Annotated in this window: 18 protein-coding genes and 1 other RNA gene; 5 read left to right on the top strand and 14 right to left on the bottom strand. The window is 59.2% G+C overall.

Features of this window, described 5'->3' with window-relative positions:
- Positions 1-24: 24 nt before the first annotated feature.
- From cysM to gyrA, 14 genes are all read right to left on the bottom strand, one after another.
- Positions 25-927 carry a cysteine synthase CysM gene (cysM, locus tag AC3WOY_RS19235; RefSeq protein ID WP_492426649.1) on the bottom strand — a complete coding sequence of 301 codons (903 nt, stop codon included), beginning with the start codon at positions 925-927 and terminating at the stop codon, positions 25-27.
- A 138-nt stretch (positions 928-1,065) separates the two neighbouring features.
- Positions 1,066-1,428 carry a ComEA family DNA-binding protein gene (locus AC3WOY_RS19230; RefSeq protein WP_492426647.1) on the bottom strand — a complete coding sequence of 121 codons (363 nt, stop codon included), beginning with the start codon at positions 1,426-1,428 and terminating at the stop codon, positions 1,066-1,068.
- A 104-nt stretch (positions 1,429-1,532) separates the two neighbouring features.
- Positions 1,533-2,462, bottom strand: coding sequence for a D-glycero-beta-D-manno-heptose-7-phosphate kinase (gene rfaE1, locus AC3WOY_RS19225; protein WP_492426645.1), 930 nt, complete (start codon positions 2,460-2,462; stop codon positions 1,533-1,535).
- Between the two features lie 36 nt (positions 2,463-2,498).
- Complete coding sequence (gene lapB / locus AC3WOY_RS19220) at positions 2,499-3,674, bottom strand: lipopolysaccharide assembly protein LapB (protein WP_492426643.1); 1,176 nt, start codon at positions 3,672-3,674, stop codon at positions 2,499-2,501.
- Positions 3,675-3,694: 20 nt separating this feature from the next.
- A complete protein-coding gene (locus tag AC3WOY_RS19215) occupies positions 3,695-4,009 on the bottom strand; it encodes a LapA family protein (protein WP_492426641.1) in 315 nt (104 codons plus the stop codon).
- Positions 4,010-4,191: 182 nt separating this feature from the next.
- Positions 4,192-4,497: an integration host factor subunit beta gene (locus AC3WOY_RS19210; RefSeq protein ID WP_088710132.1), complete on the bottom strand. Its 306-nt coding sequence runs from the start codon at positions 4,495-4,497 to the stop codon at positions 4,192-4,194.
- Between the two features lie 14 nt (positions 4,498-4,511).
- The gene (rpsA, locus tag AC3WOY_RS19205; protein ID WP_492426639.1) at positions 4,512-6,218 is read right to left on the bottom strand and encodes a 30S ribosomal protein S1; all 1,707 of its coding nucleotides are present in this window, start codon (positions 6,216-6,218) and stop codon (positions 4,512-4,514) included.
- A 128-nt stretch (positions 6,219-6,346) separates the two neighbouring features.
- Positions 6,347-7,021 (bottom strand): (d)CMP kinase, encoded by a 675-nt coding sequence (gene cmk / locus AC3WOY_RS19200; protein ID WP_492426637.1) that lies wholly within the window; start codon positions 7,019-7,021, stop codon positions 6,347-6,349.
- A gap of 47 nt (positions 7,022-7,068) precedes the next feature.
- A complete protein-coding gene (aroA, locus tag AC3WOY_RS19195; protein WP_492426635.1) occupies positions 7,069-8,394 on the bottom strand; it encodes a 3-phosphoshikimate 1-carboxyvinyltransferase in 1,326 nt (441 codons plus the stop codon).
- Positions 8,394-9,293, bottom strand: a complete 900-nt coding sequence (locus AC3WOY_RS19190; protein ID WP_492426633.1) for a prephenate dehydrogenase — start codon at positions 9,291-9,293, stop codon at positions 8,394-8,396. Before AC3WOY_RS19190 ends, aroA begins: the two co-directional genes overlap by 1 nt.
- A 21-nt stretch (positions 9,294-9,314) precedes the next feature.
- On the bottom strand, positions 9,315-10,421 hold the full coding sequence (hisC, locus tag AC3WOY_RS19185) for a histidinol-phosphate transaminase (RefSeq protein ID WP_492426630.1): 1,107 nt from the start codon (positions 10,419-10,421) through the stop codon (positions 9,315-9,317).
- Between the two features lie 71 nt (positions 10,422-10,492).
- Positions 10,493-11,566, bottom strand: a complete 1,074-nt coding sequence (gene pheA, locus AC3WOY_RS19180) for a prephenate dehydratase (protein WP_492429362.1) — start codon at positions 11,564-11,566, stop codon at positions 10,493-10,495.
- Between the two features lie 65 nt (positions 11,567-11,631).
- A complete protein-coding gene (gene serC, locus AC3WOY_RS19175) occupies positions 11,632-12,723 on the bottom strand; it encodes a 3-phosphoserine/phosphohydroxythreonine transaminase (protein WP_492426628.1) in 1,092 nt (363 codons plus the stop codon).
- Positions 12,723-15,359: a DNA gyrase subunit A gene (gene gyrA, locus AC3WOY_RS19170; RefSeq protein ID WP_492426626.1), complete on the bottom strand. Its 2,637-nt coding sequence runs from the start codon at positions 15,357-15,359 to the stop codon at positions 12,723-12,725. The genes serC and gyrA overlap by 1 nt, the downstream gene beginning before the upstream one ends.
- Before the next feature lie 227 nt (positions 15,360-15,586).
- Between gyrA and AC3WOY_RS19165 the strand changes: the two genes are divergently transcribed.
- The 5 genes from AC3WOY_RS19165 to ssrA all read left to right on the top strand — a co-directional run bounded on the left by AC3WOY_RS19165 (position 15,587) and on the right by ssrA (position 19,262).
- The gene (locus AC3WOY_RS19165; protein ID WP_492426624.1) at positions 15,587-16,255 is read left to right on the top strand and encodes an OmpA family protein; all 669 of its coding nucleotides are present in this window, start codon (positions 15,587-15,589) and stop codon (positions 16,253-16,255) included.
- Between the two features lie 273 nt (positions 16,256-16,528).
- Positions 16,529-17,176, top strand: coding sequence for an outer membrane protein OmpA (gene ompA, locus AC3WOY_RS19160; protein ID WP_492426622.1), 648 nt, complete (start codon positions 16,529-16,531; stop codon positions 17,174-17,176).
- 155 nt (positions 17,177-17,331) lie between these two features.
- Complete coding sequence (gene ubiG, locus AC3WOY_RS19155) at positions 17,332-18,027, top strand: bifunctional 2-polyprenyl-6-hydroxyphenol methylase/3-demethylubiquinol 3-O-methyltransferase UbiG (protein WP_492426620.1); 696 nt, start codon at positions 17,332-17,334, stop codon at positions 18,025-18,027.
- Positions 18,028-18,089: 62 nt separating this feature from the next.
- Complete coding sequence (locus tag AC3WOY_RS19150) at positions 18,090-18,755, top strand: HAD family hydrolase (protein WP_492426618.1); 666 nt, start codon at positions 18,090-18,092, stop codon at positions 18,753-18,755.
- Between the two features lie 144 nt (positions 18,756-18,899).
- Positions 18,900-19,262, top strand: a transfer-messenger RNA (tmRNA) gene (gene ssrA, locus AC3WOY_RS19145).
- Positions 19,263-19,382 lie beyond the last annotated feature (120 nt).

Raw genomic sequence — 19,382 nt, 5'->3', positions numbered from 1 at the left:
ACCTGCTTGGTTCCCCGTCTGGCTTCAGGCGGGGAAAACGCCCGTCGACAGATAACGGTCGCCGCGATCACAGACAATAAACACGATTGTCGCGTTTTCCACTGTCTGCGAAATGCGCAGTGCGACTTCGCAAGCACCCGCTGCCGAAATTCCGCAGAAAATCCCCTCTTCCATCGCCATCCGGCGCGCCATCTGCTCGGCCGCTGCCTGGCTCACATACTCGAGCTGGTCCACGCAGGTCTTGTCGTAGATCTGAGGCATGTACGCTTCCGGCCATTTGCGGATGCCGGGAATCTGCGAACCTTCCTCGGGCTGGGCGCCAATGATGCGCACCGAAGGATTCTTCTCGCGAAGATAACGTGACACGCCAACGATGGTGCCGGTCGTCCCCATCGCGCTGACGAAGTGCGTGATCCGCCCTTCGGTATCGCGCCAGATTTCGGGACCGGTTCCTTCGTAGTGCGCGCGCGGATTGTCCGGGTTGGCAAACTGGTCGAGGATGATGCCCTTGCCTTCCTTCTGCATCTGCTGCGCGAGGTCGCGGGCGTATTCCATGCCACCCGTCTTCGGCGTCAGCACAATCTTCGCCCCGTACGCAGCCATGCTCTGGCGCCGCTCTTCACTCAGGTTCTCGGGCATCAGCAGTACCATCTTGTATCCACGCAACGCTGCCGCCATGGCGAGCGCAATACCGGTATTGCCGCTGGTTGCCTCGATCAGCGTGTCGCCCGGCTTGATTTCGCCACGCTCCTCCGCATGCATGATCATCGACAGGGCCGGCCTGTCCTTTACCGAGCCTGCCGGGTTATTGCCTTCCAGTTTTCCGAGGATAACGTTGTTGCGACGCGCAGCGTCCTCTCCGGGAATTCGCTTGAGCTGCACCAGCGGAGTATTGCCGATTGTGTCTTCGATCGTCAGGTAAGGCATGTTCTGTTGAGCTGCTTGATAAAAGCGTCATTTTACTCGGAGGTGCCTGCAGACGTACTGTCACCTCTGCACTTGCGGGACAATAAAAAAAACCCGCCTGCAGGGCGGGGTTCGGGCCACCAGCGGAACAAGCGTGCGTTACTTCTTCGCCTCGTCTTTCTTTGCATCCTTGCGACCTTCCTTGGCGGTTGCCTTGCCTTTTTTGTCGCCATTGTCGGCCCCGGCCTTCTGGCGAGCCTGACCGTTGACGGTGAGGCCTGCGTCCGACAGCTTGATCGCATTTTTTTCGCCAACACCTTTTACGCGTCCCTCGAGGTCACTCCAGTCCTTGAACTCGCCCCCCTTCTTGCGCTCGTCGAGGATTGTCTTCGACATCTTCGGGCCGATACCCTTGACACCATCCAGCGCTGCCTGGTCCGCCTTGTTGACGTCCACCTGCGCGAAAGCAAAACCGCTCGTCGCAACCATTACCGCAATCGAAAGCAAAAGTTTTCTCAGCATCTCGTTTCTCCGAATTTGAATAAAAGAACACCGGACACCCGATGTTGCCCAAATGATAACTATAAAGTTATCAAAAAGCCATTATTTGCATTCGAAAACAACATTCAGCCGAAGAGCTCTTCCTTGGTGACGGTAGCGGTGCCGAGCTTGCCGACGACAATTCCGCCCGCACGGTTAGCGATGGCCACCGCTTCGGGCAGGGATTTGCCTGCGCCAAGCATCGTGGCGAGAGTGGCGATCACGGTATCGCCGGCGCCCGACACATCGAACACTTCGCGCGCGACTGTCGGGGTATGGAGGACTTCCGATTCCGTGTACAGGGTCATCCCCTCCTCCGACCGCGTCAGCAGCAGCGCCTCCAGATCGAGGGAGCGGCGCAGGTTCTGCGCCTTCGCAGTAAGGTCCTCTTCCGTTTTCCAGGAACCGACAACGTGCCGCAGTTCGGACTTGTTGGGGGTCAGGATCGATGCGCCCTTGTAGCGCGTGAAATCCTCCCCCTTGGGATCGACCAGGATGCATTTGCCGAGGCGCCGGCCCGCTTCGATCATGTGCGTGACATTGACCAGGCTGCCTTTTGCGTAATCGGAAAGGACAATGACGTCGTATTGGGGAAGAAGCGTATTGAACTGTGTGAGCTTGTCGCGGAGGACCGACTCGCTTGGCGGCGCCTCGAAGTCGATACGCAGCAGTTGCTGCTGCCGGCCGATCACGCGCAGCTTGATGATGGTGGAAATCGCCGTGTCGCGGTTGAGAAAGCTGTCGATCTGCAGATCCGTGAGCAGTTTCTGCACTACGTCACCAGCTTCATCTTTACCGACCACACCGAGAAGGCCAGCCTGCGCACCAAGCGCGACGGCATTGCGTGCGACGTTTGCAGCGCCGCCCAGCCGCTCCTCTCGGCGTTCCACGCGCACGACCGGCACGGGCGCTTCAGGAGAAATGCGGCTCACCTCGCCGAACCAGTAGCGGTCCAGCATTACGTCGCCCACGACGAGGATGCGCGGGCTTTTCTGGGGAGGGGTCATGTCGTTCATGTCGGAGTCGGTTCTGCGTGCCCTGGCACGGTCACGCTAGTTCATTACATTGAGTTCTTCGGTGCGGCGCGGCGGGTAGGATTCCCATTGGCTGCACCCGGGGCATTGCCAGTAGAACTGGCGTGCCTTGAAACCGCAGTGGCTGCACTGATAACGCGCGAGTTTCTGCGTATAGCCGTGCACGAGGTTCTTGACGAGCGACAGTTCCGGCCGGACCTCCGGCGGTGCCTCCATCAGGCGCGCTTCGAGCAGCTTGTCGAGACCCAGTAAAGTCGGTGTCCGTCGCAGTTCGTCGCTGACTAGTTGGTTGGCCGCGTCCACGCCATCAAGTTCGAGGATCGCCTTGAACACCACTTCCAGCAAATCGATCGAAGACGCCTCCGCCAGATAGCTCTTCAGCAGGTTGAGGCCCTCCTGCGGGCGCCCGACGCTGCGATAGCCGTCCATCAGGCGCTGCGCAACGAGCGCGACATGCGGAACACTCTGCTGCTCGACGCGGCGCCATGCCATGAGCGCAGCTTCGGTGTCGCCCTTGGCAAGGTGCACGTCACCGATCAGGATGGCTGCACGTACGTTGCTGCGATCGGCGGCCAGCGCCTTTTCAAGCATGCCCAAGGCCGCATCAGGGTGCGTGTGCACCAGTTCGTCCTGCGCCAGTTCGCAATAGAACTGCGCAATTTCCTTTTGCTTTGCCCCTGCTCCGGATTCCTGCAGTGCGCGCGCCGCATCGATGGCGCGCAGCCACTCTTTCTCGCGCTGGTAGATTTCGAGCAGCGCCCGCCGTGCCTGGGCGCCGTACTGCGTGTCGGCCAGGCCGTTGAAGGTTTCTTCCGCGCGATCAAGCAGGCCGGCCTTCAGGTAATCCTGTCCGAGCTCATACTGCGACTGCAGTTTGTAATCCAGCGGCAGGTCGGGGCGTGCAAGCAGGTTCTGGTGCACGCGAATGGCACGCTCCATTTCACCGCGGCGGCGAAACAGGTTGCCGAGTGCGAAATGCAACTCAATGGTTTCCGGGTCGAGCTTGACGATTTCGATGAAGGCATCGATCGCCTTGTCCGGCTGCTCGTTCAGCAGGAAATTAAGGCCCTTGAAGTAGCCGCGCGGCAGGCTGCGCGATTCCGACACGAGCTGGTTGATATCGACGCGTGCCGCAATCCAGCCAAGGCCGAAAAAAATCGGGATGCCAAGCAGCCACCAGGTTTCGAATTCCATGCGTTCTTGTTCTTGTCAGGTTATTTGTTGACGACCGTGTCGGGTTGAGGGGGTTGCACGCGCGCCATCTGCTTGGCTTCGTTTTCCTTCTCCATGGCCGAAAGCGCCTTCTTCTGCTTCGAGAGATCGCGGCGATAGCGGAACAGGGTGGGAATCATGGCGAGAATGCCGAGCGCGGCGCCGCCTGCAAAGAACGAAAGCAGCAGCAAGACCAGTGGCCCGCGGATTTCGTAATCGAAGAAGAATCGCAGCGCAGCTTCCTGGGTATTCTTCAGTGCGAAGCCAAAGAAGACGATGAAGAGGATGGCCGCAACGATTCTGAACAGGATTTTCATGGCGCTGCGTCCTTATTGGTTTGAAAGGTCATGCATGTTGGCCGTAGCTCTACTGACAGGATGAAATTGTACGTGAAGTTTCAATGACAGCCAGCCTGCCGGGCGCCTCATGTTCCCGGACAGGAGCCGAAACCAAAAAAAACGGCATCCGAAGATGCCGTTTTGATTCCTGCAAATAACGTTCAGTCTTCCTTGATCGGCTGACCAACCATCGCGTCCACGCGTTCGCGCAATTCCTTGCCGGGCTTGAAGTGCGGCACCCGTTTTTCGGGAACCATCACCTTGTCGCCCGATTTCGGGTTGCGGCCGATGCGGGGGGGGCGGCTGTTCAGTGCAAAGCTCCCGAAGCCGCGAATCTCGATACGCTGGCCGTTGGACAGGGCCTCCGCCATCGCATCGAGAATGGTTTTCACCGCGTAATCCGCATCCTTTGCAACCAGTTGCGGATAACGCTCGGCCAAGCGGGCAATCAGCTCGGACTTAGTCATTGTCGGTTTCGACCTTATTGCTTGTTGTCGAGCTTGGCCTTCAGCAGTGCGCCCAGGCTGGTGGTGCCGGAAGCGGCGCTGGAGTCAGCGGACATCTTCTGCATGGCTTCCTGGGTTTCAGCGTTGTCCTTCGCCTTGATGGACAGCTGGATGCTGCGTGCCTTGCGATCGATGTTGATGACCATCGCTTCGACCTTGTCGCCAGCCTTCAGGTGCGTACCGGCATCTTCCACGCGGTCGCGGGAGATTTCGGATGCACGCAGGTAGCCTTCGACTTCGTCGGACAGCTGGACCACAGCGCCCTTCGGCTCGACCGACTTGACGGTACCGGTCACGACTGCGCCCTTGTCGTTCATTGCAACGAAGTTGTTGAACGGGTCGCCTTCCAGTTGCTTGACGCCCAGGGAAACGCGCTCGCGCTCGACGTCGATTGCCAGGACCACGGCTTCCAGTTCGTCGCCCTTCTTGAACTTGCGGACGGCTTCTTCGCCGGCTTCGGTCCAGGACAGGTCGGACAGGTGAACGAGACCATCGATGTTGCCGGTCAGGCCGATGAACACGCCGAAGTCGGTGATCGACTTGATCGCGCCCTTCACCTTGTCGCCCTTCTTGTGGTTCATGGCGAAGTCATCCCACGGATTCGGCTTGCACTGCTTCATGCCGAGGGAGATGCGACGACGCTCTTCGTCGATTTCCAGGACCATGACTTCGACTTCGTCGCCCAGCTGGACAACCTTGTTCGGCGCCACGTTCTTGTTGGTCCAGTCCATTTCGGAGACGTGCACCAGGCCTTCGATGCCCTGCTCGACTTCCACGAACGCACCGTAGTCGGTCAGGTTGGTAACCTTGCCGAACAGGCGGGTGCCTTGCGGATAACGACGGGACAGACCGGTCCACGGATCGTCGCCCAGTTGCTTGACGCCCAGGGAGACGCGGTTCTTCTCTTGATCGTACTTGAGGACCTTCGCGGTGATCTCTTGGCCGACGGACAGCACTTCCGACGGGTGACGCACACGGCGCCATGCCAGGTCGGTGATGTGCAGCAGGCCGTCGATGCCGCCGAGATCAACGAACGCGCCGTAGTCGGTGATGTTCTTGACGATACCGGTGACGACGGTGCCTTCCTTCAGGGTTTCCATCAGCTTGGCGCGCTCTTCACCCATCGACTCTTCGATGACGGCGCGGCGGGACAGCACAACGTTGTTGCGCTTGCGGTCCAGCTTGATGACCTTGAATTCCATGGTCTTGCCTTCGTACGGCGTGGTGTCCTTCACCGGGCGGGTGTCGACCAGCGAACCCGGGAGGAATGCACGAATGCCGTTGGTCAGGACAGTCAGGCCGCCCTTGACCTTGCCGTTGACGGTGCCGGTCACGATTTCGCCGGATTCCATCGCCTTCTCGAGCGCGAGCCAGGAAGCCAGACGCTTCGCCTTGTCGCGCGAGAGGATGGTGTCGCCAAAACCGTTTTCGAGCGATTCGATCGCAACGGTCACGAAGTCGCCAACCTGGACTTCGACTTCGCCGTTATCGTTCTTGAATTCTTCGATGGGGATGAAAGCTTCGGATTTCAGGCCCGCGTTCACGACCACGAAGTTGTAGTCGACACGGACGACTTCAGCGGAAATCACTTCACCGGAACGCATGTCCTGACGGGAAAGGGACTCCTCGAACAGGGCTGCAAAGCTTTCCATACCGGTAGATTGTTGTTGCGCAGTAGACATAAATGAGAAAAAGTTGGCCAGCGATGATCGCGTCTTTATCCGGTCATGCACTGGGTTAAGTTAATCAACACCCGACAAGGCCTTGCGCCAGGCCGGGCACCAATCGCACTACGAAAACAGCGTAATCGCTACGCGTGTTTTTTTACCGCCGCATACCATCTGAGCACCTGCTCGACGGCCTCGTCGGCAGTCATGTGCGAAGTATCCAGAATGTGTGCTCCTTCGGCGGGTTTCAAGGGGGCGATTGCGCGACTCGAATCGCGCGCATCCCGCTCCCTCAAATCCTTGAGAAGGTCTTCCATATTAGCAGGAAAACCCTTGTCAATCAATTGCTTATATCTTCTTTCCGCGCGTGCTTCCACACTTGCGGTGAGGAACACCTTGAGTACTGCATGGGGGAAAATTACGGTGCCCATGTCGCGCCCATCCGCCACCAACCCTGGCGCAACACGAAAACCCAGCTGCAAGCTCGCCAATGCGTGCCTTACCGTTGGCAAAGCAGCAATTTTCGATGCCGTATTGCCAACCTCTTCTGCCCGGATGGCCGAGGTAACGTTCTCGTTACCGAGCCAGATGTGCTCGCCGGCAAAGCGGCACGGTAGTTTTTCGGCAACTTTTGCCACCGCGTGCTCGTCGTTGAGCGCCACTTCATGCCGGAGGACACTGAGGGCCGTCAATCGGTATAGCGCGCCCGAATCAAGGTAATGGAAATGAAGTTGTTGTGCGACACGGTTGGCGACGGTGCCTTTTCCGGAAGCAGTCGGACCGTCAATTGTGATGACTGGAATGGAATGGGTTTGCATCTCGTATGGAGTTCGGGGACGTCCCGCATCATGTGCGGAATGTCCGGTCAGAGCAGCTTGTTCTGGGCGACTTTTGCGAATGCGTCGAAGTAATCCGGGAAGGTCTTGGCAACGCATTTGGGATCGTTGATCCGGATCGTATTGCCGCGCCTTGCCGCTCCGTCCAGCGACGCCAGTGAAAAACACATTGCCATCCGGTGGTCGTCGTACGTATCGATGGCCGCCGTGGCGATGGCCGCCGGCGGCGTCACGCGCAGGTAATCCGGCCCCTCTTCCACCACGGCTCCGACCTTGCGCAATTCGGTTGCCATCGCAGCAATACGGTCGGTTTCCTTCACGCGCCAGCTTCCGATGTTGCGCAGCATGCTCGGGCCGTCCGCGAACAGCGCGGCCACTGCGATCGTCATGGCAGCATCGGGAATGTGATTGAAGTCAGCATCGATCGCCTTCAGCACCCCGTTGGACTTTGCCTCGATCCAGTTGTCGCCCATCGTGATGCTCGCGCCCATCTGCTCCAGCGCCTCAACGAACCGGACGTCACCCTGGATACTGTTGCGGCCCACTCCTTCAACCCGGACAGGGCCGCCTGCAATGGCGCCAGCCGCGAGGAAATAGGATGCAGAAGAGGCATCGCCTTCGACATGAATCGAACCCGGGCTGAGGTACTTCTGCCCCGCGGCAACGGTAAATGACTGCCAGCCGTTCCGCTCCACGCTCACACCGAAGCGTTGCATCAGGTTGAGCGTGATTTCAATGTAGGGTTTGGAGATCAGTTCTCCAACGACCTCAATCGTGACCGGCTGCTCGATGGCCATCAATGGCGAAGCCATCAGCAATGCGGTCAGGAACTGGCTCGACACATTTCCCTTGACCTGCATGCGATGGGCGTGGATGTGGCCGCGCCGGATATGCAGGGGCGGGTAGCCCGGTTGTCCTGTGTATTCGATCTGCGTGCCGACGGCGTTCAGTGCATCGACGAGATCGCCGATAGGGCGCTCATGCATACGCGAAACGCCGTGGAGCGCATAGTCCCCGCCGATGACCGCGAGCGCCGCAGTAAGCGGCCGAATGGCGGTCCCCGCGTTGCCCATGAACAAATCCGCCTGATGTACCGGCAGGACGCCGCTGACGCCGTGGACAATGTAATCCTGCGTCTCGCCGACCTGCTCCCATTTCACGCCCAGCTTCTGCAGGGCCATCAGCATGACATGGGTGTCGTCCGATGCAAGAAGGTCGAAGATTTTCGTCGTTCCCTGAGCCAACGCAGCAAGCAGCAGGATGCGATTGGAGATGCTTTTCGACCCGGGGAGGCGAACGGTGCCTTGCGCATGCATCGCCGGCTGCAGGTCGAGGTGATGGGGATAATGCTTCATTAGTCGCCGCCTTGTTTGTTCTGTTGTTCGGCAGCCTCGATCGTCCTGATCCAGTTCTGCCTTGCGCGTTGCGCATTCGCATAGACCGCTTCGATCGCCTTGCCGTTTCGCTCCGCGAGCAATTCGCGCAAATGAGCGAGTTGCGCCATGTAGGCATCCAGCTCGCCCAGCAGCGCCGCTTGGTTGGCCAGGGAAATATCGCGCCACATCTCGGGCGAAGAGCCGGCAATACGGGTAAAGTCGCGGAAACCGCTCGCGGCATACTGGAACAGCAAGTCCGCATGCGGCTTCTTCGCCACATCGTCGACCAGCGCATAAGCGAGCAAATGGGGCAAGTGGCTGACCGCCGCAAAAACGCGGTCATGCTCCTCCGGCGTCAGCCGATGAATGATTGCACCGCACTGTTCCCATGCATGGGCCACGAGTGCAACATCGCGCTCCGCATTCTCCGGCAAACGCGTGATGACGGTCTTCTTGCCGACATACAAATCGACGATCGCCGCATCCGGACCGTTCTGTTCGCGTCCGGCAATAGGATGTCCCGGCACGAACTGGGCAATCTTTCCGCCAAGCGCCTTGCGTGCTGCCTCGACCACATCACCCTTGGTACTGCCGGCATCGGTAACGACAGTACCGGGTTGCAGATGCGGCGCGATGGAAGCGAGGATGGTCTCGGTTTGCGCGACAGGTGCTGCCACCAGGATGAGGTCGGCATCTCGTACAGCTTCCTCGATGGAGTTGCTTGCGACGTCGACGATCCCCAATTCCTTGGCACGTGCAAGCGATGAAGCACTCCGTCCCACGCCGATCACCTGCCGGACGGCGCCTGCCTTCTTCAGTGCAAGCGCGAACGAGCCGCCGATGAGACCAACGCCAAAGATGGAAATTTTGTTGAACACGAGTGCGCCCACCCTGCTTGATCAGGCCAGCACTTGCTTGAGTGCCGCGATGAATGCCTCGTTTTCCTCCGGCAGACCGATCGATACCCGAATCCACTGCGGCAATCCATAATTGCCGACCGGACGCACGATGATGCCGCGCTTGAGCAGTGCAAGGTTCACACGCGCGCCGGCGCCATCGTCATTGCCGACCCTGAACAGCACGAAATTGCCATACGACGGCACATATTCGATGTCCATCGCGTCGAATGCCTTCGTCAACTGGCGGTAGCCATCGGCATTGAGCCTTGCGCTCTTTTGCAGGAAGCCGGCATCAGTCAACGCCGCTACGGCAGCAGCCTGTGCCATGGAGTTGACGTTGAACGGCTGACGAATGCGATTGAGCAGGTCCGTGATCGACGGCTGCGCGATGCCGAAACCGATGCGCAATCCAGCCAGGCCATACGCCTTCGACATGGTGCGCGACACCAGCAGGTTCGGGTATTGCCTGACCCACTCCACCGAGTCGTACTGCAGTTCCGGTGCGAGGTATTCGTTGTATGCCTCGTCCAGCACGACAACGACGTCCTGCGGGACTTTCTTCAGGAAGGCCTCGATTTCGGCCGCCGGAATGAAGGTGCCGGTAGGATTGTTGGGATTGGCAATGAACACCAGCTTCGTATCCGAAGTAATGGCATTTGCCATCGCCTCCAGGTCATGTCCGTAATTCTTTGCAGCGACGACGATCGCGCGTCCGCCGACAGCCTGCGTCGCCAGCGCATACACGGCGAACGAATACTGTGCATAGATTACGGACTGGCCAGGCTGCACAAAGGCATGCGCTGCCAGTTCGAGGATATCGTTGCTGCCGTTGCCCAGCGTGATCCATTCCTGCGGTACGCCGTACTTTGATGTGATCGCCTGCTTCAGATCGAAGCCGTTCGAGTCTGGATAGCGGCCGATGTCAGCCACGGCCTTGAGCATCGCCTGCTTCGCCGATTCCGGCATGCCGAGCGGATTTTCATTCGATGCGAGCTTGATGATCCTGGCTTCGTCGAGGCCGAACTCGCGGGCAACTTCAGCGATGGGCTTGCCGCCCTGGTAGGGGGCAATGGCGCGAACGTAATCGGGTCCGAATTGGAGTGACATAACGGTTTCCTGAACAGGTGCCGCACCAGGCACGACGCCAGACTGCGCGCGCCCGGGAACGGCAGGACAAATTACAAACTAAACGGATACGAGCCCAGCACCTTGAAGAAAGGCGCGTTCTGCTTCAGCTCTGCCATGGCCTTTGCGACCCTCTCATCTTGCGCGTGACCTTCCACGTCGACGTAGAAGTAATACTCCCAGGTACCCATGCGCGCCGGGCGCGATTCGAATCGCGTCATCGACACGCCGTGGGTGGCGAGCGGCGCAAGCATGTTGTAGACGGCGCCGGCCTTGTTCGGCACCGCCAAAACGAGCGAGGTCTGGTCCTTGCCGCTGGGCGCCGGTTGCAGGCGGCCGACGACGGCAAAGCGTGTGCGGTTGTGCGGGTCATCCTGCACGTGTGCCTTGACGACACCGAGGTTGTAACGCTGCCCGGCGATCTCGCCGGCGATGGCGGCTGCAGTCGGATCTTCGCTGGCAATGCGTGCCGCCTCGCCGTTGGACGCAACTGCCTGCCGTTCGATGTTCGGGTAATTGAGGTTCAGCCACACCTGGCACTGCGCGAGAGCCTGCGAATGCGCGCAGATACGGGTAATGCCATCCATCGTGCCGCTCTTGGTCATCAGGCTGTGATGCACGGGGATGGAAAGTTCGCCGCTGATGGACAGTGTCGTCTGCAGCATCAAGTCGAGCGTGCGATTGATCGCACCTTCGGAAGAATTCTCGATCGGAACCACGCCGAAATCCGCTGTGCCCGCCTCGGCGGCACGGAACACTTCGTCGATGGAACTGCACGGCACGCCTTCGACCGCATGGCCGAACTGCTGGTACACCGCCTGCTCGCTAAAGGTGCCGGCGGGGCCAAGGTAGGCCACGGTCACGCGGCGCTCCAGGGCGCGGCACGAGGACATGATCTCGCGGAAGATGGTCTGGACGTCGTGGCCGTCGAGCGGACCCGGATTATTATCGGCAACCTTCCGCAGGACCTGCGCTTCGCGTTCGGGACGGAACACCGGCGCATTGGTTTCAGCCTTTACATGACCGACTTCTTGCGCAACACGCGCACGACGGTTGAGCAGATCAAGAATTTGCGCGTCGATCGCATCGATCTGCTCGCGAAGGGGTTTAAGTTTGTCGTCGCTCATCATCTTGAGGTAATCCCGGCGCGAAGCAAAAACTGCATGGTGCAATTCCCGCCGCCGGAAGGACATTATCCGTGCTTCTTCTCGAATTCCTTGAGGTAATCAACGAGCGCCTGCACGCCCTCCATCGGCATCGCATTGTAGATCGATGCACGCATGCCGCCCACGGACTTGTGGCCCTTGAGTTGCAGCAGGTTGCGCTCCTTCGCGCCCGCCAGGAAAGCCTCGTTCAGGGACTCATCCTTCAGGAAAAACGGCACGTTCATGCGGGAGCGGCAATCCTTTGCAATGTGATTGCTGTAGAAATCGGTCGAATCAAGATAGTCGTACAACAGCGCAGCTTTCACAATATTGCGTTGTTCCATCGCCGCAACGCCGCCCTGCTTCTTGAGCCACTGGAACACCAGGCCGGCAATATAGATCCCGTAGGTCGGCGGCGTGTTGTACATCGAATTGTTTTCGGCGACGAGTTTCCAGTCGAATGCCGACGGGCAAATCGACAGCGCATGTCCGATCAGGTCGTCGCGCACGATGGCGATGGTCAGGCCCGCGGGGCCGATATTTTTTTGCGCGCCGCCGAAGATCACGCCGTATTTCGACACATCGATCATGCGTGAAAGGATGTGCGACGACATGTCCGCCACCAGCGGCACATCACCGACATCGGGCGTGTACTGGAATTCAACGCCGTCGATCGTTTCGTTGGTGCAGATGTGAACGTAGGCCGCATCCTTCGACAACTTCCACAAATCGCGCGGCGGAATGAACGCAAACCTCGCGCTTTCGGAAGTGGCCGCAACGTTGACGTTGCAATACTTTTTCGCTTCCTTGATCGACTTGCCCGACCAGGAACCCGTGTGGATGAAGTCGGCCGCAGCCGGCTGCGATTTCCTGCCGAGCAGGTTCATCGGCACGATGGCGTTTTCGCCGATGCCGCCGCCCTGCAGGAACAGGATGCGATAGTTCGACGGAATGGACAGCAGCTCGCGCAAGTCACGCTCTGCCGCTTCATAGATCGAAATAAACTCCTTGCCGCGATGACTCATTTCCATCACCGACATGCCGCTGCCGTGCCAGTCGAGCATTTCGTCGGCGGCCTGCTGCAGCACTTCCTGCGGCAGGACTGCCGGGCCGGCGGAGAAGTTATAGACGCGCGTCATTACTCCTCCGTCCCCGCACCCTCAGCAGCGCCGTTCTCGGCGCCATTTTCTTCCTCGGCATCCGACTCGACGATACGCTGCAGGCCGCTCAGCTTGGTGCCGTCCTCGACCGCGATCAGTGTCACGCCCTGTGTTGCCCGGCCCATCTCGCGGATCTCGGCGACACGGGTGCGGATGAGCACGCCGCCGGTGGTGATGAGCATGATTTCATCGCTTGTATCGACCAGCGTTGCCGCGACGACCTTGCCGTTGCGCTCGCTGGTCTGGATCGCGATCATGCCCTTGGTGCCGCGGCCATGACGCGTGTACTCGGTGATCGGGGTCCGCTTGCCGAAGCCGTTTTCAGTCGCAGTCAACACTGATTGCTGTTCGTTTTCAGCAACCAGCAATGCGATGACCTGCTGTCCGTCTTCCAGGTTCATGCCGCGCACGCCGCGCGCCAGGCGTCCCATCGGACGCACGTCGTTTTCATCGAACCGGACCGCCTTGCCTGCATCGGAGAACAGCATCACGTCATGCTTGCCGTCGGTGAGCGCTGCGCCGATCAGGAAGTCGCCTTCGTCAAGGTCGACTGCAATAATGCCAGCCTTGCGTGGATTGCTGAACTCGGTCAGCGGCGTCTTCTTCACAGTACCCAGGCTGGTTGCCATGAACACGTAGTGATCTTCGGGGAAGGTACGATTCTCGCCGGAGAGCGGCAGCACGACGGTGATCTTCTCGCCGTCCTGCAGCGGGAACATGTTGACGATCGGCTTGCCGCGCGAATTGCGCGAACCCTGCGGCACTTCCCACACCTTCAGCCAGTACAGGCGGCCGCGATTCGAGAAGCAAAGAATGTAATCGTGCGTATTGGCGATGAAAAGCTGGTCGATCCAGTCGTCTTCCTTGGTCGCCATGGCCTGCTTGCCGCGTCCGCCGCGCTTCTGCGCGCGATATTCGGATACGGGCTGCGACTTCATGTAACCGGAATGCGAGAGCGTCACCACCATATCCTGCGGGGCGATCAGGTCTTCGGTTTCGAGATCGGTCGCGTTCAGTTCGATGGTGGAGCGGCGGGTGTCTTTCGCACCATCGCCATACTCGTTCTTGGCCGCGGTCAGCTCGTCGGAAATGATCGCGGTCACGCGTTCCGGCTTGGCAAGAATGTCGAGCAGGTCGGCAATCTGCGCCATCACTTCCTTGTACTCGTTGACGATCTTGTCCTGCTCGAGGCCGGTCAGGCGCTGCAGGCGCATCTGGAGGATTTCCTGCGCCTGATCATCCGAGAGCTTGTACAGGCCATCCGGCTGGATGCCGTAGTGCTTCGGCAGGTTTTCCGGACGGAAGGCATCGGCGCCCCCAGCATTTTCGCCTGCTGCACGGACAAGCATTTCACGCACGAGCGAGGAGTCCCATGCACGCGCCATCAACTCGGACTTCGCGATCGGAGGCGTGGGTGCCGCCTTGATGATCGCGATGAAGTCGTCGATATTCGCCAATGCGACGGCCAGGCCTTCCAGCACGTGGCCGCGCTCGCGCGCCTTGCGCAGTTCGAACACGGTACGGCGCGTCACCACTTCGCGGCGATGCGACAGGAAGCACTCCAGCATCTGCTTCAGGTTCAGCAGCTTCGGTTGGCCGTCTACCAGCGCGACCATGTTCATGCCGAAGGTATCCTGTAGCTGGGTCTGCTTGTACAGGTTGTTGAGCACCACTTCCGGCACTTCGCCGCGCTTGAGTTCGATCACGACACGCATGCCCGACTTGTCGGACTCGTCACGGATATCGGAAATGCCCTCCAGCTTCTTGTCGCGCACCAGTTCGGCGATACGCTCGAGCAGCGACTTCTTGTTCACCTGGTACGGCAGCTCGTCGACGATGATCGCTGTGCGGTTGTCCTTGCCGAATTCTTCGAAGTGCGTCTTCGCGCGCATCACCACACGGCCGCGGCCGGTGCGATAGCCGTCGCGCACGCCAGATACGCCGTAGATGATGCCGGCGGTCGGGAAATCGGGAGCCGGAATGAGCTCAATCAGTTCATCGATCGTGCACTCAGGGTTGCGCAGCACATGCAGCGAACCGTTGATGACTTCGGAAATGTTATGCGGCGGGATGTTGGTCGCCATGCCGACCGCGATACCCGACGAGCCGTTGATCAGCAGGTTGGGAATGCGTGTCGGCAGTACCGAAGGCTCCTTCTCCTTGCCGTCGTAGTTGGGAACGAAGTCGACCGTTTCCTTCTCGATGTCCGCCAGCAGCTCGCTGGAGATCCTGTCGAGGCGGCACTCGGTGTAACGCATCGCCGCGGCATTGTCGCCGTCGACCGAGCCGAAGTTACCCTGGCCGTCCACCAGCGTGTAACGCAGCGAAAAATCCTGCGCCATGCGAACGAGGGTGTCATAAATCGCCTGGTCGCCGTGGGGGTGGTATTTACCCATGACTTCACCGACCACGCGCGCGCACTTCACATAGGGGCGATTCCAGACATTGTTCGTCTCATGCATCGCATAGAGAACGCGACGGTGCACCGGCTTCAGGCCGTCGCGCACGTCCGGAAGCGCACGGCCCACGATCACGCTCATGGCGTAATCGAGGTAGCTCTTGCGCATCTCTTCTTCGAGGGAAATCGGGATAGTCTCTTTGGCGAATTGATCCATTGGCGAGTCGGCTTGTGTGTGCGGAGGTTCGGGATGCCGGCACCGCTGAAAAACCGCGATGCCAAACGTTGGATTTTAGCATGGCGGCCTTCGCCTCCTGCCCGAGTCGATTTCGAGCGCAGCATTCCTTGCTCCAATCGAAGGCGAATGCGGGAAAAATATGTTTAAATAAAATGTTTCATTGCGTTAACTGGCATTCTTATAATAAACATCACGGGAAAAACACTATGCTCAAACACCTCGCCCTCGCCGTCACTATTGGCCTTTCTGCATTTGCCGCAAATGCCCAAACCGACATCAAAGCCAACCCCGACAAGAGCGCTTACCTGCAGGATGGCCGCGGCGTCATCGCACGCAATCCGTTTGGCCTGTGCTGGCGGACCGGTTACTGGACTCCCGCCGACGCAGTCGCCGGCTGCGATGGCGAACTGGCCCCTCCGGTCGCCAAGCCGACGGCGCCTGCTATCGCTGCGCCCGCTCCGGCAGCAGCGCCTGCACCTGCAGCACCGAAGCGTTGCGATTTCGCCGTCACTCTGAGCGCAGATCAAACCTTCGATTTCAACAAGGCCACGCTGAATACCGCCGCGAAGAAGCGCATCGACGACGAAGCGATCGCCAAGCTCGGCAACTGCAGCAAAGTAGACATCGTTATGGTGACCGGCCATACGGACCGCCTCGGCACCCAACAGTACAACCAGAAACTGTCCGAGAAACGCGCCGACGCAGTCGCCGCCTATCTGAAGAGCAAGGGCGTCAGCGCCGAGATCGACACCCTGGGCGCAGGCAAGACCCAGTCGGTCAAGGCTTGCGATGACAAGCTGCCGCGCAAGCAACTGATTGAATGCCTCGCACCGAACCGCCGTGTCGCCATCGAAGTTCGCGGCCTCGCGAAGTAATTCATTTTTGGCAACCTCAAGCGGAATTTCCGAAAAATTGCCAGTCTAATCTGACCGTCCGTTGCAAAAACACAACGGACGGTCAAAATCGCCCACTGATTGATTTAGCAGTAATCGATGCCATGCGCTGCTATGGCAAAATGTAGTTAACTAAAGAGCATTGCAAGTGAACAACCTTGCAAAAAGATGATCTAATAGCTCGCCCATACAGGTTTAAAAACGTAGTATTTGTTGCGCAGTTCGTCTGCGGATATCTCAACCAAGAGGAAAAATATGAATAATTTGGCAAAACTCGTCTTTGCTGCGTCCGCAGTGGTTTCGTTCTCTGCATCTGCACAGCAGGACATCCAGGCTAAGACCCCGAATAGCGCGTACCTGCAAGACAGCCGTGGCGTGATCGCTCGCGATCCGTTTGGCCTGTGCTGGAGGACCGGTACTTGGACCCCAGCTGACGCAGTCGGCGGCTGCGACGGCGAAATCGCCAAGCCGGCCGCTCCGGCTCCGGCTGCCGCTCCGGCACCCGCCCCTGCTCCGGCACCCGCCCCTGCTCCGGTCGCTCCGATCTCCGAAAAGGTCACGTTCGCTGCTGACACCTTCTTCGACTTCGACAAGGCAGTGCTGAAGCCGGACGGCAAGGCAAAGCTGGACGACCTGTCCTCCAAGCTGAAGGGCATGAACCTGGAAGTCGTGATCGCCGTTGGCCACACTGACTCCGTCGGTTCCGACGCCTACAACCAGAAGCTGTCGGTCCGCCGCGCAGAAGCCGTCAAGGCATACCTGGTTTCCAAGGGTGTTGAGCCGAACCGTGTCTACACCGAAGGCAAGGGCGAGAAGCAACCGGTTGCCGACAACAAGTCCGCAGCTGGCCGCGCAAAGAACCGCCGCGTGGAAATCGAAGTCGTTGGTACCCGTACCCGATAAGCGATTTGCCTGAGGCAAAACCCCGCTTCGGCGGGGTTTTTTTATGCCTGCGCGTACAGGGAACGCTTCAAGGAAAACGCTGTTTAACAATCCAGCATCCTGTTCAGGCGGCACCACGCGCCGCAAACCGCCCTAATCCAGCTATCATTCAGCCTATGAACGCCGATCCCCTAGAACTTCAAAAATTCAGTGACCTCGCCCATCGTTGGTGGGATCCGACCTCGGAATTCCGCCCGCTGCACGAGATCAATCCGCTCCGCCTCGAATGGATCAATGCGCGCGCCCCGCTTGCGGGGAAAAACGTAGTCGACATCGGCTGCGGCGGCGGCATCCTTGCAGAATCGATGGCGAAGAAAGGTGCCAATGTGACCGGTATCGATCTGTCTGAAAAAGCACTGAAGGTCGCCGACCTGCACAGCCTTGAATCGGGCGTACAGGTCCGCTATGAACTGATCGCAGCCGAGCAGCTTGCCGCCCGCGAACCGGGCAGCTTCGATGTCGTAACGTGCATGGAAATGCTCGAGCATGTCCCGGACCCGTCAGCGGTCGTCCAGGCCTGTGCCACCCTGGTCAAGCCGGGCGGGCACATTTTCTTTTCCACCATCAACCGCAATCCCAAGGCTTACCTGTTCGCGGTGATCGGTGCCGAATATGTACTGCGCATGCTGCCCAAGGGGACGCACGACTATGCCAAGTTCATCACGCCGGCCGAACTTTCGCAGTACGTGAGGAACGCCGGCCTGCAGGTCGACGGATTGAAAGGCATGACCTACAACCCGCTGACCAAGATCTACTCCCTGAACCAGGACACGGACGTCAACTACCTCGTTGCGTGCACCCGTCCCGCTTGACCCGCCTGCAAATACGGCGTTCGTGTTGATGCTTGCATGAACGCCACCGCATCTCGATTGCCATGACACTTCCCCAGCCCCGCGCCGTCCTGTTCGACCTCGATGGCACGCTCGCCGACACCGCACCTGATCTCGCCGCCGCGATGAACAAGGTGCGAACCGACCGCGGACTGACACCAACTCCGTACGAACAGCTGCGCCCGGTAGCGTCTGCTGGCGCTCGCGGCCTGATCGGCGCATCTTTCGGGCTAAAGCCGGGCGACGACGGCTACGAAGAACTGCGCATCGCCTTCCTCGACACCTATGAAGCGGCGATTGCCGTCCACACCTCGCTCTTTGACGGCATGCATGCCTTGCTGGAGGGACTGCAGGCGCGCAACCTCGCATGGGGTATCGTCACGAACAAGGCCGCACGCTTCACTGACCTGCTCGTCCCCCGTATCGGACTGGGCCATGCCGGCTGCGTCATTTCCGGCGATACCACACCACATTCAAAGCCGCATCCCGCACCATTGCTCGAAGCCGCCCGGCGTCTTGGGATTCCTCCCGGAGAATGCTGGTACGTTGGCGACGACCTGCGCGACATCCAAGCTGGCCGCGCCGCCGGCATGGCAACTGTCGCCGCTGCATGGGGCTATTGCGGCGATGCCGAACCGGCGACCTGGGAAGCCAATGCGATGGCCTTGATGCCGCTCGATGTACTGGAACTTCTCTCGAAGGCGCGTTGAACTTTTCCGGTAGCGCACTATCTACGTTGGCTCGCTGGCGGACATCCCCAGTATCGCGTGAGGGAGGCCGGATTTATTTCGTCGCACCACTTGAATTCACCCAGGACGACGCCATCTGGTGAGATACAATAGCAGTACTGTTTTGGGGACGACCTGGTTTCGACGTGGGTTACAAAGCAGCGCAGGGCATACCGAGGGCTGGTCACCTCGTAAATCCAACCGGAAATGAAATAACTGCTAACGACGAACGTTACGCTCTGGCCGCTTAATAACCGGCTAGCCCTACACCACCTCTTCCCTGGGGTGGGCTGGTAACAGCACGTAGGGTCATTCACAGGGAATCGCTTCAAGCCGGGTCACTTGGCTTGAAGTTAAATCCAAGGTGACTCGCCTGATCGCAGCGTGCGCGTCCGCGTCGCTCAGGTTAAATCAAATGGCAGCGCTAAGTATGTAGAACTGTCTGTAGAGGGCTTGCGGACGCGGGTTCGATTCCCGCCGTCTCCACCAATTCGATGTTTTTAAGTAGTCCAAAGTAGTCCGAGAATCAGCCTGAAGCCCGCGTCCTGCGGGCTTTTTGCTATCTGGCATTTCGAATAAGAACCAATACCGTCCAACGAAATAAGGGGC

The sequence above is a fragment of the Noviherbaspirillum sp. FW303-A3 genome, from assembly GCF_058788695.1.
Note: the sequence above shows the minus strand (reverse complement) of the source record. Positions and strands in the feature narration are given on the sequence as shown.

Bases quoted from the DNA above. Each gene is read 5' to 3' on its own strand.
- cysM (WP_492426649.1), bottom strand. From the start codon at position 927: ATGCCTTACCTGACGATCGAAGACACAATCGGCAATACTCCGCTGGTG.
- AC3WOY_RS19230 (WP_492426647.1), bottom strand. From the start codon at position 1,428: ATGCTGAGAAAACTTTTGCTTTCGATTGCGGTAATGGTTGCGACGAGC.
- rfaE1 (WP_492426645.1), bottom strand. From the start codon at position 2,462: ATGAACGACATGACCCCTCCCCAGAAAAGCCCGCGCATCCTCGTCGTG.
- lapB (WP_492426643.1), bottom strand. From the start codon at position 3,674: ATGGAATTCGAAACCTGGTGGCTGCTTGGCATCCCGATTTTTTTCGGC.
- AC3WOY_RS19215 (WP_492426641.1), bottom strand. From the start codon at position 4,009: ATGAAAATCCTGTTCAGAATCGTTGCGGCCATCCTCTTCATCGTCTTC.
- AC3WOY_RS19210 (WP_088710132.1), bottom strand. From the start codon at position 4,497: ATGACTAAGTCCGAGCTGATTGCCCGCTTGGCCGAGCGTTATCCGCAA.
- rpsA (WP_492426639.1), bottom strand. From the start codon at position 6,218: ATGTCTACTGCGCAACAACAATCTACCGGTATGGAAAGCTTTGCAGCC.
- cmk (WP_492426637.1), bottom strand. From the start codon at position 7,021: ATGCAAACCCATTCCATTCCAGTCATCACAATTGACGGTCCGACTGCT.
- aroA (WP_492426635.1), bottom strand. From the start codon at position 8,394: ATGAAGCATTATCCCCATCACCTCGACCTGCAGCCGGCGATGCATGCG.
- hisC (WP_492426630.1), bottom strand. From the start codon at position 10,421: ATGTCACTCCAATTCGGACCCGATTACGTTCGCGCCATTGCCCCCTAC.
- pheA (WP_492429362.1), bottom strand. From the start codon at position 11,566: ATGAGCGACGACAAACTTAAACCCCTTCGCGAGCAGATCGATGCGATC.
- serC (WP_492426628.1), bottom strand. From the start codon at position 12,723: ATGACGCGCGTCTATAACTTCTCCGCCGGCCCGGCAGTCCTGCCGCAG.
- gyrA (WP_492426626.1), bottom strand. From the start codon at position 15,359: ATGGATCAATTCGCCAAAGAGACTATCCCGATTTCCCTCGAAGAAGAG.
- AC3WOY_RS19165 (WP_492426624.1), top strand. From the start codon at position 15,587: ATGCTCAAACACCTCGCCCTCGCCGTCACTATTGGCCTTTCTGCATTT.
- ompA (WP_492426622.1), top strand. From the start codon at position 16,529: ATGAATAATTTGGCAAAACTCGTCTTTGCTGCGTCCGCAGTGGTTTCG.
- ubiG (WP_492426620.1), top strand. From the start codon at position 17,332: ATGAACGCCGATCCCCTAGAACTTCAAAAATTCAGTGACCTCGCCCAT.
- AC3WOY_RS19150 (WP_492426618.1), top strand. From the start codon at position 18,090: ATGACACTTCCCCAGCCCCGCGCCGTCCTGTTCGACCTCGATGGCACG.